The following is a 14536-nucleotide window of genomic DNA, read 5'->3' as shown; positions in this document are numbered from 1 at the left end:
CATGAAGAGGTATATCCGGCACGCCGCCGCCTTCTGTGCGCTGCTGCTCATCGCGCTGCTCGTCAACGCCACCCGCGTCCAGGTCTTCCAGGCCGATTCCCTCGACGCCGACGAGGCCAACCGCCGCAACGCCATCGTCCGCTTCGAGCAGCCGCGCGGCGACATCCTGGTCGACGGGCGGCCCGTGACCGGCTCCCGGGACACCGGCGAGCAGCTCCGCTACGAACGGACTTACCGGAACGGGCCGTTGTACGCGCCCGTGACCGGCTTCGCCTCGCAGGTGTACGGCACGACGCTCCTGGAGAACGCCGAGGACGACATCCTCTCCGGCACCGATCCGATGCTCGCCCCGCTCCCCCTGTGGAACGACATCACGCGTGCCCAGAACCCCGGCGGCAGGGTCGAGACCACGATCAGGGCCGCGGTGCAGCAGGCGGCGTACGCGGGCCTGGGCGGCAAGCGGGGTGCGGTCGCGGCGCTGGAACCGTCGACCGGCAAGATCCTCGCGCTGGTCAGCACCCCCTCGTACGATCCCGAAAGGCTCTCCGGGACCGACCGGGCGGTGGCGGACACCTGGGCGGAGCTGAACGGCAGCGCGACCAAGCCGATGCTGAACCGGGCGATCCGGCAGACATATCCGCCCGGCTCGACGTTCAAGGTGGTGACGGCCGCGGCGGCGCTCGACTCGGGAGAGGTGACGGACCCGGACGCGCCGACCAAGTCCCCCAGCCCGTACACGCTGCCGGGCACCAGCACCCAGCTGACCAACGAGGTCGACGGCTGCACGAACGCCAGCCTGCGCTACGCCTTCCGGTGGTCCTGCAACACGGTCTTCGCGAAGCTCGGCGTCGACACGGGCCTCGCCCCGATGGTCGGCACGGCCCGCGACTTCGGCTTCAACGACGGTGGCCTGGAGATCCCCTCGTCGGTCGCGGCCAGCAACTTCGACACCTCGATGGACCGGGCGCAGCTCGGGCTCTCCGCGATCGGGCAGTACGACACCCGGGCGACGCCGCTGCAGATGGCGATGGTGTCGGCGGCGGTGGCCAACGGCGGGTCGGTGAAGGCGCCGCACCTGGTGGACCGTACGACGACCGAGGACGGGGACGTGGTCGACGCCACGGGCACCAAGTCCCTGCGGCAGGCGATGAATCCGGGCACGGCTGCGCAGCTGCGCGAGATGATGACGCAGGTCGTCGACGAGGGCACGGGCACGAACGCCGCGATCCCCGGTGTGACGGTCGGCGGCAAGACGGGCACCGCTCAGCACGGCATCGACAACTCCGGTACGCCGTACGCCTGGTTCATCTCCTGGGCGCAGGCGGACGACGACCCGGAGCCGTCGGTGGCGGTCGCCGTCGTCGTGGAGGACGCGGCGGCGGACCGCGGGGACATCAGCGGGGGCGGCAGCGCGGCGCCGATCGCGAAGGCGGTGATGGAGGCGGCGATCGGCGCGCACTGAGCGCGGTTTCGTTTCTGTGCTCTACCCCGCCGCCTCTCTGTGCTCTACCCCGCCGCCTCACCCGACGCGATCGCGTCCCGCACCTCCGCCACCCGCTCGTGCTCCTCGGCCGCGAAGCGCTCGGCGTCCAGCTTGTCGGCTATCTCCTCGTCCTGGGCCATGAGCAGGTCGAGGTTGGCGTCGCCCATCTCGAAGACGCCCATGTCGAGGTAGGCCTCCTGGAGGCGCTTGCCCCACAGGCCGATGTCCTTGACGCAGGGCACGATGCGGGAGAAGAGCAACTGGCGGAACAGCGACAGGAATTCGGACTGTTCGCTGTACTCCTGGGCCTGCGCCTTGGAGATGCCGAAGTTCTCCAGGACCTCTTCCCCGCGCAGCCGGTCGCGCATCAGGTAGCAGCCCTCGATGACGAATTCCTCGCGTTCGCGGAGTTCGGCGTCGGTGAGCTGCTTGTAGTAGTCGCGCAGCGCCATCCTGCCGAAGGCCACGTGCCGGGCCTCGTCCTGCATCACGTAGGCGAGGATCTGCTTGGGCAGCGGCTTGTCGGTGGTGTCGCGGATCATGCCGAACGCGGCGAGCGCGAGGCCCTCGATGAGGACCTGCATGCCGAGGTAGGGCATGTCCCAGCGGGAGTCGCGGAGCGTGTCGCCGAGCAGCGCCTGGAGGTTGTCGTTGATCGGGTAGAGCATGCCGATCTTGTCGTGCAGGAAGCGGCCGTAGATCTCGGCGTGCCGCGCCTCGTCCATGGTCTGGGTCGCGGAGTAGAACTTCGCGTCCAGGTCGGGGACCGACTCGACGATGCGGGCCGCGCACACCATCGCGCCCTGTTCGCCGTGGAGGAACTGGCTGAACTGCCAGGAGGCGTAGTGCTTGCGCAGCTCGCCCTTGTCGCGGTCGGTCATCTTCGCCCAGTGCGGCGTGCCGTGGAGCGTCATCGACTCGTCGGGGGTGCCGAGGGGGTCGAGCGGGTCGACCTCCAGGTCCCACGCGATGCGCTTGGCGCCGTCCCACTGCTTGTCCTTGCCCTTCTGGTAGAGAGCGAGGAGGCGGTCGCGCCCTTCGTCGTACTCCCAGCTGAAGCGGGCCGAACTGGCGGACGGTACGCGCCAGTTGAGCCCGTCCGGTGGACTGGTGTAAAGCTCGTGCGTCGCCATGACGGCAGGCTCACACGCTACTGGACAAGCGGTCAACAAGTCGTGCGCAAGGGATTGACGACCTTACTGACAGGCAGTCTCATAAGAGATGACCGCCGGTAACCCGCGACAAGGCAGGAACAGTCATGACGACCGTGACGGAAGACGTTTCGCTGGAGGGCCTGCGGGACGCGCTCGGACTGCTCAAGGACCGGGAGCAGGTGGCCCTGCGGCTCCTGGAGTCGTCCGCCAAGCACTCCTTCGACCCCGACAAGGAACTCGACTGGGACGCACCGCTCGAAGCGGGCAAGTGGTTCTGGCCGCCCGAGCTCGTCTCCCTCTACGGCACCCCGATGTGGAAGCGGATGTCCGAGGAGCAGCGGTACGACCTGGCCCGGCACGAGGCGGCGTCCCTCGCCTCGCTCGGCATCTGGTTCGAGATCATCCTGATGCAGCTGCTCGTCCGGCACATCTACGACAAGTCGGTGACCAGCGCCCATGTGCGGTACGCGCTCACGGAGATCGCCGACGAGTGCCGGCACTCCATGATGTTCGCCCGGATGATCGAGAAGGGCGGCGCCCCGACGTACCCCGTCACGCGCCTCAACCACAACCTCGCGCGCATCCTGAAGACGGTCTCCACCACCCCCGGCTCGTTCGCCTGCACCCTGCTCGGCGAGGAGATCCTCGACTGGATGCAGCGGCTGACGTTCCCCGACGAGCGCGTGCAGACGCTGGTGCGCGGCGTGACGCGTATCCACGTCGTCGAGGAGGCCCGCCATGTCCGTTACGCGCGTGAGGAGTTGCGGCGCCAGATGGTGACCGCCCCCGCGTGGGAACGCCAGCTGACCCGCCTCAGCTGCGGCGAGGCCGCCCGCGTCTTCTCCCTAGCCTTCGTGAACCCCGAGGTCTACACGAACGTGGGCCTGGACCGCAGGGAGGCCGTCGCGCAGGTGCAGGCGAGCGGGCACCGCAGGGAGGTCATGCAGACGGGGGCGAAGCGGCTCACGGACTTCCTGGACGACATCGGTGTGATGCGGGGGGTCGGGCGACGGCTGTGGCGGTCATCGGGGTTGTTGGCATAGGGCCCGGGCTCCGGCCGGATCGGTCCGTCTGTCTCTTCGTACAGGAACACGGTTACGCTGCGAGGCATGACCTCGCCTGCCGCCACCACGCCCGCGTACCGCCGCCTGAGCGTCGAGGCGCGGCGGCGGCAGCTCCTGGACTCCGCGCTCACCCTCTTCGCGCACCGCGCGCCCGAGGAGGTCAACCTCGACGACGTGGCGGAGGCGGCCGGTGTCTCGCGGCCGCTCGTCTACCGCTACTTCCCCGGCGGCAAGCAGCAGCTGTACGAGGCCGCGCTGCGGTCCGCCGCCGACGACCTGGAGCAGTGCTTCGCCGAGCCGCCGGAGGGCCCCCTCACCCGGCGGCTCTCCCACGCCCTCGACCGCTACCTGGCCTTCGTCGACCAGCACGACACGGGGTTCAGCGCGCTGCTCCAGGGCGGCAGCGTGGTGGAGACGTCGCGGACCTCCGCGATCGTGGACGGCGTGCGCAGGGCCGCCGCGGAGCACATCCTCAGCCACCTCGACGTGCCCGAGCCGGGGCCCCGCCTTCGCATGACCGTACGCATGTGGATCACCGCGGTCGAGGCGGCGTCCCTGATCTGGCTGGACGAGGAGAAGCAGCCGCCGCTCGACGATCTCCGGGACATGCTCGTGGAGCAGTTCATGGCGGTGCTCGTGGCGACGGCGGGACGGGACCCGCAGACCGCGGAGGTCGTCCGCTGGGCGCTGACCCTGGAGACGCCGGAGGGCCCCGTGGGCACCCTCGCCCGCCGCGTCCTGCCCGTGGTGGCCGACGCGGCCCACCTGCTCTGACCCGTGGCGGCACGGGTGTGACACTGGGGACGTGAAGAGCGAAGACACCCCGTTCGTGGACGGCCCCCTGGACGGCCGGGTCCTCCCGGTCCTGCTCGGCCCGACCGGACACCCCCCGAAGGTCTACCGCGTCCCCGTCCCCGACGACGCGGGCGGCCCCCCGACCGTCCTCGTCTACCGCCGCGTCCCCGCGGCGGGCCGCGGCCGCATCTCGCTCGGCGCGAGGTGGCAGTACGAGTACGACGCGGACGGCGACAAGGGCGGCGGCCTGAAGTGGCCGTGGTCGAAACCGACCACCAAGTAGGGGCGACGGCCCCACGCACCCGCAGACGTGGACCGTGGGACGCAACCCGCCACGCCGACGCCCCCTGCAAGGGTGACCGGAGTTGCGCCACCCGCCCCCGCCGGGAGGCGGACCCCGCGGCCGGGCCGGATGCTCACCCTGCGCGCAGGAGAGCCCTCCGCGCACCGGAGGTGATGACGTGTCAGCCACACTGCTGCGGTGGGTCTGCACAGGGGCCGCCCTCGGCGCCCTGTGCACAACCGCTCCCCCCGCCCACGCGGCACCCGGGGCCCCGGGGCCGGAAGACCGCCCCGTCACCCAGCTCCTGACGGACCTTCAGCGTCTTTACCGGTCCGCCGAGGAGACCTCGGAGACGTACAACGCCACCGAGGAGAAACTGAAGGAGCAGCGGGCCAGAGCCGCCGCCCTGGACCGCAGACTGGCGAAGGCACGCGCCTCCGTGCGCGACAGCCGGAGCGACGCCGGCCGGTTCGCGCGCCAGCAGTACCAGGCCACCAGCAACCTCTCCCCGTACATGCGCCTGCTCCTCGCCCGTGACCCGCAGCGCGCCCTCGACCAGGGCCAGGTGCTCCGGCGGGCCGCCGCGGGCCGCGCCGCCACCGTGGAGCGGCTGACCGGCGGGGAGAAGAAGGCCGGTGATCTCGCGGGGGCCGCGAAACGGGCCCTCGCGGCCCGGACCGCGCTGGCCGCCCGGCAGAAGAAGCAGCGGGACCGGGTCGAAGGACAGCTGCGGGACGTCGAGCAGCTGCTGTCCTCGCTGACCGTCGAGCAGCTGGCCGCGCTGCGGCAGGCGGAGGAGGCGGACACGGCCGACGCCCAGCGCAGGTTCCTGGCGTCGGGCGCCCTCGGCGGCAGCCCCGCGACCCGCCCGCCCTCACGCCAGGGCGACACGGCCCTCGACTACGCGGTACGGCAGATCGGCCGCCCGTACAAGTGGGGCGCCGAGGGGCCGAAGGCGTTCGACTGCTCGGGGCTGACCCAGCGGGCCTGGGCGCACGCGGGCCGCAGGATCCCGCGGACCAGCCAGGAGCAGTGGGCGGAGCTGCGCCGCATCCCCCTGTCCAAGCTCCGCCCGGGCGACCTGGTCGTCTACTTCCGCAAGGCCACGCACGTCGCGCTGTACATGGGCGACGGCAAGGTCGTGCAGGCGCCGCGCCCCGGCGCCCGCGTCAAGGTCTCCCCCATCGCGGCGAACCCGGTCCTCGGCGCCGTGCGGCCCGACCCCAAGGGCCGGGCCATGGACAGGTACACGCCGCCGAAGCTGCCCGCGAAGGCGAAGGCCGTCTCGGGCAGCGACATCGGGTACGACAGGAGTCACGCGCCGGGCGCGACCGACTCCAGGTAGGCGGCCGCCTTCTCCGGGTCGAAGAAGTAGTTCTCGAGGTCCGCCGGGTCGTTGAAGCCGTTGACGAACCGGTCGGCGACGGGCTGGAGTTGGCCGGCCGCGCCGAGGATGTTGAGGACGTGCTCCGGCGGGGCGCCCAGCATCGCGTTCGTCCACTTGGTGACGTGCTGCGCCGTCTCCCAGTAGCGGTCGAAGGCCGACTGCATCCACTCGGCGTCGAAGGGCTTGTCGCCGTGCTCGACGATGGAGGAGATGTACGAGGCGGCGCACTTGGACGCCGAGTTGGAGCCCTGACCGGTGATCGGGTCGTTGGCGACGACGACGTCGGCGACCCCGAGGACGAGGCCCCCGCTGGGCAGCCGTCCGATCGGCTTGCGCACGGTGGGTGCGTACCGCCCGGCCAGCGTGCCGCCCGCGTCGGTCAGCTCGACCTTCGTGGCGCGCGCGTACTCCCAGGGCAGGAACTTCTCCAGGAGTTCGAGGGTGAGCGCCAGGTGCTCCGAGGGGTCCTTGATGCCCTGGAAGACGTCGAGCGGGCCGCCCGGTATGCCCTCCCAGAAGAGGATGTCCGCGCGTCCTGACGTGGTGAGCGTCGGCATGACGAAGAGCTCACCCACGCCGGGCACGAGGTTGCAGCGCACCGCGTCGAACTCGGGGTGCTCCGGGCGCGGGCCGAGGCCGTGCACGTACGCCACCGCGAGCGCGCGCTGCGGGGCGTCGAACGGCGAGCGGGCCGCGTCGCGCTCGAACATCGAGACGAGCTCGCCCTTGCCGGCGGAGACGAGCACCAGGTCGTAGGTGCGCGAGAAGTAGTCCAGGTCACCGACGGCCGCGCCGTGGATGACGAGCTGGCCGCCGCGCTGCGCGAACGTGTCCATCCAGCCGGACATCTTCACGCGCTGGTCGACGGATTGCGCGTACCCGTCGAGCTTGCCGACCCAGTCGATGACGCGGGTGCCGTCGGGGCCCGCGACGGAGATGCCGACGCCCTCGATCCTCGGGGCCTGCGACTCCCAGAAGTTCGCCTGGATGTCGCGCTCGTGCTGGAGCGCCGTGTGGAACATGCACTGCGTGGACATGACCCGGCCGGACCGGATCTCGTCCGCGGTGCGGTTGGACATCAGGGTGACCTCGTACCCCTGCGCCTGGAGCCCGAGGGCGATCTGGAGCCCGGACTGACCGGCTCCGACGACAAGTATCTTCCGCATGCGGGTCCTTCTAACTTCCTCGGGGCTCTCGGAGCACGGGCTCTTACTCGGGGGTCGCGTCGAGCGCGTGGCCGACCAGGGCGAGGAGCGACTCGATGACCGAGATCCGCTGCCTGGCGTCCATGATCAGTACCGGTATGTGCGGCGGCACCGTCAGGGCCTCGCGCACGTCCGCCACCTCGAACTTCTCGCTGCCGTCGAAGTGGTTGACGGCGACGACGTACGGCAGGCCGCAGCTCTCGAAGTAGTCGAGGGCCGGGAAGCAGTCGGACAGGCGGCGGGTGTCGGCGAGCACGACGGCGCCGATCGCGCCGCGCACCAGGTCGTCCCACATGAACCAGAACCGCTGCTGGCCCGGCGTACCGAAGAGGTAGAGCACCAGGTCGTCGTCGAGCGTGATGCGGCCGAAGTCCATGGCGACCGTCGTGGTCGTCTTCTCCGGGGTCCCGGTCAGATCGTCGGTGTCGGCGCTCGCCTGCGTCATCAGCGCCTCCGTCTGGAGGGGCGTGATCTCGGAGACGGCGGTCACCAGCGTCGTCTTGCCGACGCCGAAACCACCCGCCACCACTATCTTCGTGGCGATCGGGGCGCGTGACCTGTCCGTCTGCCAGGCCTGCAACTGACCCTCGTTCTCGTTCGCGAGGAGTTCAGAGACGGCGGAGTCCACTCAGCACCCTTTCCAGCAGTGCGCGGTCGGGCTGTCCCGGGCCGTGGCCCGTTCCGTACACGCGGATCTTTCCCTGGTCGGCGAGGTCGCTGAGCAGCACGCGGACCACACCGAGCGGCATCTTGAGGAGCGCCGCGATCTCCGCCACCGTCCGCATGCGACGGCAGATCTCGACGATCGCCCGCATCTCCGGCATGACCTTCGACAGCGTGCCCTTGGGCAGTTCGAGACGCTCGTCCGGCCCCTCGATCGCGGCGTTGCTCGCCACGAACGTCTCGACGAGCAGGACGTGCCCGAACCTGGTCCGGCCGCCGGTCAGCGAGTAGGGGCGGACGCGGGCGGGTTTCCTGTCGCCGCCGCGCTGCGGCAGCTTCGGCGTCTTGCTGCTGCGGCTGCTGCTCATCGGGCACTCTCCATCGACTGGCGCAGTTCGCTGCGGAGTTCGGGGGTGAGGACGTGCCCGGCGCGGCCGACGAAGAGCGCCATGTGGTACGCGACGACGCTCATGTCGCAGTCCGGCGTCGCGTGCACGCCGAGCAGCGAGCCGTCGCTGATCGCCGTGACGAAGAGGCTGCCCTCCTCCATCGCGACGACGGTCTGCTTGACCCCGCCGCCGTCCATGAGCTTCGCGGCGCCGATGGTGAGGGAGCCGAGCCCGGACACGATGGTCGCGAGGTCGGCGCTCGACCCTTTGGGTCCTTTGGGCTTCTCCGTGGAGCGCTCGGCGTTGCGCCCGGGGTCGGAGGAGAGCAGGAGCAGCCCGTCGGACGAGACGACCGCGACGGAGAGGAGCCCGGGCACCTCCTCCACAAGGTTCGTCAGGAGCCAGTGCAGGTTGCGTGCTTCCCTGCTCAGGCCGTACGTGGCGGGTTCGGCGGAAGAACTGGGCGTGCGCATGGGCGCAGTCAACTGCTTGCCTCCTCGACTGGGTCCCCCATTACGTCTGCGGCTCGTTCGTTCTTTTCATCACCGTCACCCGAACCGTCACCGGAGATCTCGGCCTCCACGTCCCGCCGGCCGCTGATCGCGCCCTGGTGGAAGTTGCCGAGGCGGCGCCGGAGTGCTTCGGCGTCCACGGAGCCGGTGCGCGGCTTGGGCGCGGCGGCCGCGGGAGCGGTGATCTTCGGGGTGCGCTTGGGCAGCCCCTTGTCGGTGACGCGCTCCCACTTGGGGGGCGCGGGGCCGGCGTCCGGTTCGGGTTCGGGCTCGGAGTCCGGCTGCGGCTCCGGGTCCTGCTTCGGCTCCGGAGCGGTCTCCTCCGGTGCGGTCTCCTCCGGTGCCGGGGGTGCCGCGAGCTCCATGGTCGTCTCCGGCGACGGGGACGGCTCGGGGTCCGGGTCCGGCTCATCGGAAGGCCCGGGGGACGGTTCCGGGGACGGGGAGGGCAGCGCAGTCTCCAGGGTCCGCTCGGCCGCCGCGATCAGCGGGTCCTCGCCGGGCGCCCCGGCCAGCCGCCCCGGGAGCACGTTGGAGTTGGCCTCGGCCTCCGACCCCGGCAGGTGGGTCAGCGGCTCGCCCGGGCGCGGCGGCGTGACGACCGCTGCCTGCGAGGGCGCATCCGCGAGGATGCCCTCGGGCAGCACCACGACCGCCGCGATCCCGCCCTGCTTCTGGTCCCGCAGCCGCACCCGCGCCCCGTGCCGGGCGGCGAGCCGCGCGACCACGTAAAGGCCGAGGCCGAGGCCGTCCCCGCTCTCCTGGTCGTACGCGTCGTCCGGGTCGAAGTCGGCGAGCCGGGCGTTGAGCTCCCGCATCCGGTCCTGCGTGACGCCGATGCCCTCGTCCTGGACGGAGAGCATGACCTCGCCGTTCTCCAGGAGCCAGCCGGAGACCTCGACGGAGGAGTCGGGCGGCGAGAACGAGGTCGCGTTCTCCAGGAGTTCGGCGGTGAGGTGGCTGATGTCGTCCGCGGCGAAGCCCGCCACGTGCGTGTGCGGCGGCAGCGTGGCGATGCGGACGCGTTCGTACCGCTCGATCTCGGAGACGGCGGCGCGCACCACGTCGACGAGCGGGACGGCGCCGGGGTGCTGGTGGCCGTGCTCGGCGCCGGCGAGGACGAGGAGGTTCTCGCTGTGCCGTCGCATGACGGTGGCGAGGTGGTCGAGCTTGAAGAGCGTGGCGAGGCGGTCCGGGTCCTGCTCGCGGTCCTCCAGGTGCTCGATGACGGCGAGCTGGCGCTCCACCAGGCCGAGCGTGCGCAGGGCGAGGTTGACGAAGGTGCCGTGGATGGACTGGCGCACCCGCTCCAGGTGCGCGGAGGCCTCGGCGAGCTCCTCGCGCAGCGCCGCGCGCTCGTCGGCCATGGACTGCCGCTGTCCGATGAGGTGCTTGCGGTCCGATTCGAGGGTGGCGAGGCGCTCGGTGAGGGCGGCCGCGTGGCCGTGCAGGGCGTTGACGGAGCGTACGACCTGGGCGAACTCGTCGTCGCGGCCGGTGAAGCGGATCGGCTCCTGGGGCGCGGGTTCGGTGGCCAGGCGGGCCGAGCCGAGGCGCAGGACGGCGAGCGGGCGGGTCAGCGAGCGGGCCGCGCCCATGGCGAAGCCGACGGCGACGAGCAGGCAGACGCCGACGAGGGCGATCCGGATCTCCAGCGCCGTGACGTCGTCGTCGCGCAGCTGGGCGAGGTGCTTGGTGCGCTCGACGGCGAGCGCGGACTCGGCGCCGCGCATCGTCTCGATACGGGCGGAGAGCGCGGCGTCGACCTTCTTGCGGTCGTAGCGCTGCTCGGCCGCGGAGAGCTTCGGCTGGTCGGTGAGGCGTTCCAGGTACTTCTCGGCGGCGCCGACCTCGGAGCCGGTGACGGTCGACTCGTAGGTGGCGCGGGCCGGGTCGCTCGCCGCGTCGCGGAAGTCGGCGAGGGCGGCCAGCTCGCGGACGCGGGCCTGCTGGGCGGCGGAGCTGAGCTCGTCGCGCCGCTTGGCGTCGGCCGACGACTCCTCGGTGCCGGTGGTCGGCAGGCCGGTGACCGGGTCGACGGTGGAGGTGCCGGTGGGGCGGGGCAGGGCCAGGGCGGCGAGGAGGAGGCCGCGGGCGGCGGCGGCCTGCTCGACGGCGTGGTCGAGGTCGGAGAGGGCGAGGGCGCCCTGGTTGGCCTCGGGGGGCAGCTTCTCGGCCAGGTCGCGGGTGAGGCCGTGCAGTTCGGCGATGACCTTGGTGTACGCCTCGTGGGCTTCGAGAGCGGTGCTCTTGCCGGTGAGCGCCGCTCTGCGCACGGCGGCGACGTCGGCGAGGTCGCCGCGCAGTCCGGCGGGCGCGTCGGTGCCGCGGAGCTCGTCGATCTGCCGGTCCACGCGGGCGCTCCGGCTCTCGGAGAGGCCCTTGTCCTGCGGCCGTCCCGCGGCGATGAAGGTGGTGACCTCGTCCCGCTCGTCCGCGAGCGAGTGGCCGAGGGAGACCGCCTGCTGGGTCTGTTCGGCGAGGGTGACCAGGTTCTGCGTGTCGTTCAGGTCGCCGGACGCGGCGAGGACGGCGGGCGCGCCCGCGCCCGCGACGGCGGCGGCCACGACCGCGACGGCGACGATCAGCCGGTTGCGCACGCGCGCGGTGGGCGCCTTGTTGACCGGCGGGGCCGCGGCATCGGGCACGGAGGCGTCCGTGGCCGTGCGCTCCGGCACATGCTCGGTTGGAGTCGTCGCGCCCGGCGTGGCCCCTTCCGGGGCCGCCTGCTTGCCTTTGCGCCGAGACCGCATCTTCTGCACCGGTGCTCGCATTCTTGTTTTCGTCTGCCCTTGGCCCGGGTGACGACCTGTCAACACGAGCGCTCCCCCGGTACGGCTCCTGACCCTTCCAGTGCCGGTTGGTGGCGGTCGCGCATCGCCTGGCTGGCCACCCGAAGGAGTGAACATCGGCGGGGAGTTGGCGGGCAAGTCCCGGTGGGGCCGTCCGAGGGCCCCTGCGGTGCGCCGGTTGGACGTCGCCGACCGGCTTTGGCAGGATGCGCCGCCACACCCCCGCCGGAGGTGATCATTCCGGTCGAATCCGGCGTCAGCGCGGCCCGTACGCACCTCTCCCCGGCCCCTTCGCGGCTCCTGGTGGACCCTGTGAAGGCCTCGTGCAGACTGGCCGGATGCGTATCGAACTCGCCACCGAGCCCGGTGACCCCGCACGCCCCAACGAGGACTACGCGTCGGTCGCGCTTCCCGCGTCCGGACAGGGCGGATCGCTCGTCCTGCTGGACGGCGTGACCCCGCCCGAGGGGTCGGTGGGCTGTCCGCATTCCGTCCCTTGGTTCACGGCGCGACTCGGCGGCGCACTGGGGGAACTGTCCGTTTCACGCCGGGATATGACGCTCCCTGAGATCCTGGCGACCGGCATCACGCGTACCGCTGAAGCGCATGGTTCAACCTGTGACCTTTCTCACCCACGCACACCTCAGGCAACCGTGGTGCTCGTGCGGTGGGACGAGGAGCGCGTCGAGCACTTGGTCCTTTCCGACTCGGCGCTCCTCCTGGCGGGCCGCGACGGCGAGGTGACGGCCGTCCTCGACCGCCGCCTCGCCGAACTGCCGCCCACCGTGCAGGCCCTGCGCGACCAGGTGCGCGCCCTGCCGCGCGGCTCCGCGGAGCGGGACGTCGCGGCCCGCGCCTACGGAACGGCGGTCGAGGCGCTGCGCAACGCGGAGGACGGCTTCTTCACGGCCGCGTCCGACCCTTCGGCGGCCGACCGCGCGGTCACCGGTGAGCTGCCCCGTTCGGAGGTCACGGCGGTGGCGGCGCTCACCGACGGGGCCGGGCGGTGGGTGGAGACGTTCCGCGAGGGCGACTGGGCCGACTGCTTCGCGCTGCTGCGCAAGCAGGGCCCGCAGCATCTGCTGGACCGGGTGCGGCAGTTGGAGCGCGCGGATCCGGACCTCGTGGCCTTTCCGCGCGGGAAGCGGCACGACGACGCGGCGGTCGTCTACGCGGAGTGGTGACGTGGGCGAGCCGGGTTCGTGGTCACTCCGCGCTCGCGTTCAGCCGGCCGAGCAGTCTTGCGAGTTCGGCGACCTCCGCCCGGTCCCAGCTCGCGAGGCGCCGCACGTAGCGGGCGCGGCGGGCGGCGCGCACCGTGCGGAAGCGGGTGCGGCCGTCGGGCGTGAGCCGGATGAGCCAGGCGCGGCCGTCGGCCGGGTCGGGCTCGCGCGCGACCAGGCCGAGCTCTTCCAGGGCCCGCAGCTGGCGGCTCATCGTGGCCTTGCCGACGCCGATGTAGGCGGCGAGGTCGGTGGCCCGCTGCGGGCCCGAGTCGTCCAGGCAGACGAGCAGTCCGTACGCCGCCGGCTCCAGGTCGGGGTGGACCTGGCGCGCCATCTCGCCCGATGAGGCCCGCGCGCGGCGCAGCAGGAGCGACAACTCCCGTTCCAGGGAGAGGAACTCGCGGTCCGCCCCCCGTGCCTTCTGGGCCCCGTGCCCGTCGTCGTCACGCGCGCCGGGCTTCATGCCCTCTTCTGCAGCACCCATGTCCCGTTTTCCCGATCCTGAAAGTTATCGCCGGAAGGCTCTCGCGCCGCGGCCGTGGCGGCAGCGGTCTGACCAGTATTTCGCAAGGTCCGGGCGGTACCGCCCCGGTGCCGCCGCCACAGGAGTGGACCAACGGCAGAACTCTGGACCTCTTCCCTAGCAGCGGTCTACGTGCGTAGCTTTTCGCATGACATGTTCACACCACTACATGTCGACAGGTCCCCACCGAGCACCACCGAGGCCCTCGGAGGCACGCCCATGCCCGTGCACAGACCCGGACCGGCCCGCCGCTCGCGCTTGTCGCCGGCGGGGGTTCTCCTCGCAGCACTGTCCGCCCTCTCCCTCCTCCTGACGCTCCCCACGGCGGCCACGGCGGACGACGTCCCCGACCGCGGCACCGCCCGCCTCGGCCAGGGCGTCATCGAACACGACGGCCAGGGCGGCCGCCCCGCCGGTGGTGACGCGACCCAGACCGAGGGCGTCGACGTCAGCAGCCACCAGGGCAACGTCGCCTGGCAGACGCTCTGGAACAGCGGGGTGAAGTGGGCCTATGTCAAGGCCACCGAGAGCACCTCGTACAAGAACCCCTACTTCGCCCAGCAGTACAACGGCTCGTACAACGTGGGCATGATCCGCGGCGCGTACCACTTCGCGACGCCGGACACCTCAAGCGGCGCCACCCAGGCCAACTACTTCGCGAGCAACGGCGGCGGCTGGTCGCGCGACGGCAGGACGCTGCCGGGCGCGCTCGACATCGAGTGGAACCCGTACGGCGCGGCCTGCTTCGGCAAGTCCCAGTCGGGGATGGTCAGCTGGATCCGCGACTTCCTGAACACCTACAAGGCCCGCACCGGACGCGACGCCGTCATCTACACCGCGACCAGCTGGTGGAAGCAGTGCACCGGCAACTACAGCGGCTTCGGCGCGAGCAACCCGCTCTGGATCGCCCGCTACAACACGAGCCCGGGCGAACTCCCGGCCGGCTGGGGCTTCCACACCATGTGGCAGTACACCTCGTCGGGCCCGACGGTCGGTGACCACAACCAGTTCAACGGCGCCCTCGACCGGGTGGTGGCGCTCGCCAACGGCTGAGCGTACG

The 14536-nt window shown here is 71.6% G+C and carries 14 protein-coding genes; 7 read left to right on the top strand and 7 right to left on the bottom strand.

The features are described 5' to 3' along the window. Position 1 precedes the first annotated feature (1 nt). Positions 2 to 1462 (top strand): peptidoglycan D,D-transpeptidase FtsI family protein, encoded by a 1461-nt coding sequence (locus NOO62_RS27105; RefSeq protein ID WP_268773446.1) that lies wholly within the window; start codon positions 2 to 4, stop codon positions 1460 to 1462. 44 nt (positions 1463 to 1506) lie between these two features. Here NOO62_RS27105 and NOO62_RS27100 read toward each other — a convergent pair whose 3' ends face one another. Then, on the bottom strand, positions 1507 to 2616 hold the full coding sequence (locus NOO62_RS27100) for a ferritin-like domain-containing protein (protein WP_268773445.1): 1110 nt from the start codon (positions 2614 to 2616) through the stop codon (positions 1507 to 1509). 125 nt (positions 2617 to 2741) lie between these two features. On the opposite strand from NOO62_RS27100, the gene NOO62_RS27095 reads away from it, so the two are divergent. The 4 genes from NOO62_RS27095 to NOO62_RS27080 all read left to right on the top strand — a co-directional run bounded on the left by NOO62_RS27095 (position 2742) and on the right by NOO62_RS27080 (position 6124). Further along, positions 2742 to 3680, top strand: coding sequence for an AurF N-oxygenase family protein (locus NOO62_RS27095; protein ID WP_268773444.1), 939 nt, complete (start codon positions 2742 to 2744; stop codon positions 3678 to 3680). 66 nt (positions 3681 to 3746) lie between these two features. Further along, on the top strand, positions 3747 to 4475 hold the full coding sequence (locus tag NOO62_RS27090) for a TetR/AcrR family transcriptional regulator (protein ID WP_268773443.1): 729 nt from the start codon (positions 3747 to 3749) through the stop codon (positions 4473 to 4475). Positions 4476 to 4506: 31 nt separating this feature from the next. Further along, positions 4507 to 4779, top strand: a complete 273-nt coding sequence (locus tag NOO62_RS27085; RefSeq protein WP_268773442.1) for a hypothetical protein — start codon at positions 4507 to 4509, stop codon at positions 4777 to 4779. A 178-nt stretch (positions 4780 to 4957) separates the two neighbouring features. Further along, positions 4958 to 6124: an NlpC/P60 family protein gene (locus NOO62_RS27080; protein WP_268773441.1), complete on the top strand. Its 1167-nt coding sequence runs from the start codon at positions 4958 to 4960 to the stop codon at positions 6122 to 6124. Here NOO62_RS27080 and NOO62_RS27075 read toward each other — a convergent pair. The 5 genes from NOO62_RS27075 to NOO62_RS27055 are packed head-to-tail and all read right to left on the bottom strand — an operon-like array spanning position 6094 to position 11709. Further along, positions 6094 to 7332, bottom strand: coding sequence for a styrene monooxygenase/indole monooxygenase family protein (locus NOO62_RS27075; protein WP_268773440.1), 1239 nt, complete (start codon positions 7330 to 7332; stop codon positions 6094 to 6096). The two genes, NOO62_RS27080 and NOO62_RS27075, sit on opposite strands and share 31 nt — an antisense overlap. Before the next feature lie 43 nt (positions 7333 to 7375). Beyond that, positions 7376 to 7999: a GTP-binding protein gene (locus NOO62_RS27070; protein WP_268773439.1), complete on the bottom strand. Its 624-nt coding sequence runs from the start codon at positions 7997 to 7999 to the stop codon at positions 7376 to 7378. Then, positions 7980 to 8402 (bottom strand): DUF742 domain-containing protein, encoded by a 423-nt coding sequence (locus tag NOO62_RS27065; protein WP_268773438.1) that lies wholly within the window; start codon positions 8400 to 8402, stop codon positions 7980 to 7982. Before NOO62_RS27065 ends, NOO62_RS27070 begins: the two co-directional genes overlap by 20 nt. Next, complete coding sequence (locus NOO62_RS27060) at positions 8399 to 8896, bottom strand: roadblock/LC7 domain-containing protein (RefSeq protein ID WP_268773437.1); 498 nt, start codon at positions 8894 to 8896, stop codon at positions 8399 to 8401. Before NOO62_RS27060 ends, NOO62_RS27065 begins: the two co-directional genes overlap by 4 nt. Before the next feature lie 8 nt (positions 8897 to 8904). Next, positions 8905 to 11709, bottom strand: coding sequence for a nitrate- and nitrite sensing domain-containing protein (locus NOO62_RS27055; RefSeq protein ID WP_268773436.1), 2805 nt, complete (start codon positions 11707 to 11709; stop codon positions 8905 to 8907). A gap of 356 nt (positions 11710 to 12065) precedes the next feature. Between NOO62_RS27055 and NOO62_RS27050 the strand changes: the two genes are divergently transcribed. Next, complete coding sequence (locus NOO62_RS27050; protein WP_268773435.1) at positions 12066 to 12911, top strand: protein phosphatase 2C domain-containing protein; 846 nt, start codon at positions 12066 to 12068, stop codon at positions 12909 to 12911. Between the two features lie 22 nt (positions 12912 to 12933). Here the strand turns inward: NOO62_RS27050 and NOO62_RS27045 are convergent, their stop codons facing one another. Next, a complete protein-coding gene (locus NOO62_RS27045; RefSeq protein WP_268775798.1) occupies positions 12934 to 13416 on the bottom strand; it encodes a MarR family winged helix-turn-helix transcriptional regulator in 483 nt (160 codons plus the stop codon). A 279-nt stretch (positions 13417 to 13695) separates the two neighbouring features. Between NOO62_RS27045 and NOO62_RS27040 the strand changes: the two genes are divergently transcribed. Beyond that, positions 13696 to 14529 (top strand): lysozyme, encoded by an 834-nt coding sequence (locus NOO62_RS27040; protein ID WP_268773434.1) that lies wholly within the window; start codon positions 13696 to 13698, stop codon positions 14527 to 14529. Positions 14530 to 14536: the final 7 nt, after the last annotated feature.

The organism is Streptomyces sp. Je 1-369 (genome assembly GCF_026810505.1).
GTDB lineage: Bacteria > Actinomycetota > Actinomycetes > Streptomycetales > Streptomycetaceae > Streptomyces.
The sequence above is the reverse complement of the archived record's forward strand: the minus strand, read 5'-3'. Positions and strand labels throughout refer to the sequence as shown.

Coding starts and splice junctions, on each gene's coding strand:
- NOO62_RS27090 (WP_268773443.1), top strand. CDS start 3,747: ATGACCTCGCCTGCCGCCACCACGCCCGCGTACCGCCGCCTGAGCGTC.
- NOO62_RS27055 (WP_268773436.1), bottom strand. CDS start 11,709: ATGCGAGCACCGGTGCAGAAGATGCGGTCTCGGCGCAAAGGCAAGCAG.
- NOO62_RS27075 (WP_268773440.1), bottom strand. CDS start 7,332: ATGCGGAAGATACTTGTCGTCGGAGCCGGTCAGTCCGGGCTCCAGATC.
- NOO62_RS27045 (WP_268775798.1), bottom strand. CDS start 13,416: ATGAAGCCCGGCGCGCGTGACGACGACGGGCACGGGGCCCAGAAGGCA.
- NOO62_RS27060 (WP_268773437.1), bottom strand. CDS start 8,896: ATGCGCACGCCCAGTTCTTCCGCCGAACCCGCCACGTACGGCCTGAGC.
- NOO62_RS27050 (WP_268773435.1), top strand. CDS start 12,066: ATGCGTATCGAACTCGCCACCGAGCCCGGTGACCCCGCACGCCCCAAC.
- NOO62_RS27095 (WP_268773444.1), top strand. CDS start 2,742: ATGACGACCGTGACGGAAGACGTTTCGCTGGAGGGCCTGCGGGACGCG.
- NOO62_RS27065 (WP_268773438.1), bottom strand. CDS start 8,402: ATGAGCAGCAGCCGCAGCAGCAAGACGCCGAAGCTGCCGCAGCGCGGC.
- NOO62_RS27105 (WP_268773446.1), top strand. CDS start 2: ATGAAGAGGTATATCCGGCACGCCGCCGCCTTCTGTGCGCTGCTGCTC.
- NOO62_RS27040 (WP_268773434.1), top strand. CDS start 13,696: ATGCCCGTGCACAGACCCGGACCGGCCCGCCGCTCGCGCTTGTCGCCG.
- NOO62_RS27100 (WP_268773445.1), bottom strand. CDS start 2,616: ATGGCGACGCACGAGCTTTACACCAGTCCACCGGACGGGCTCAACTGG.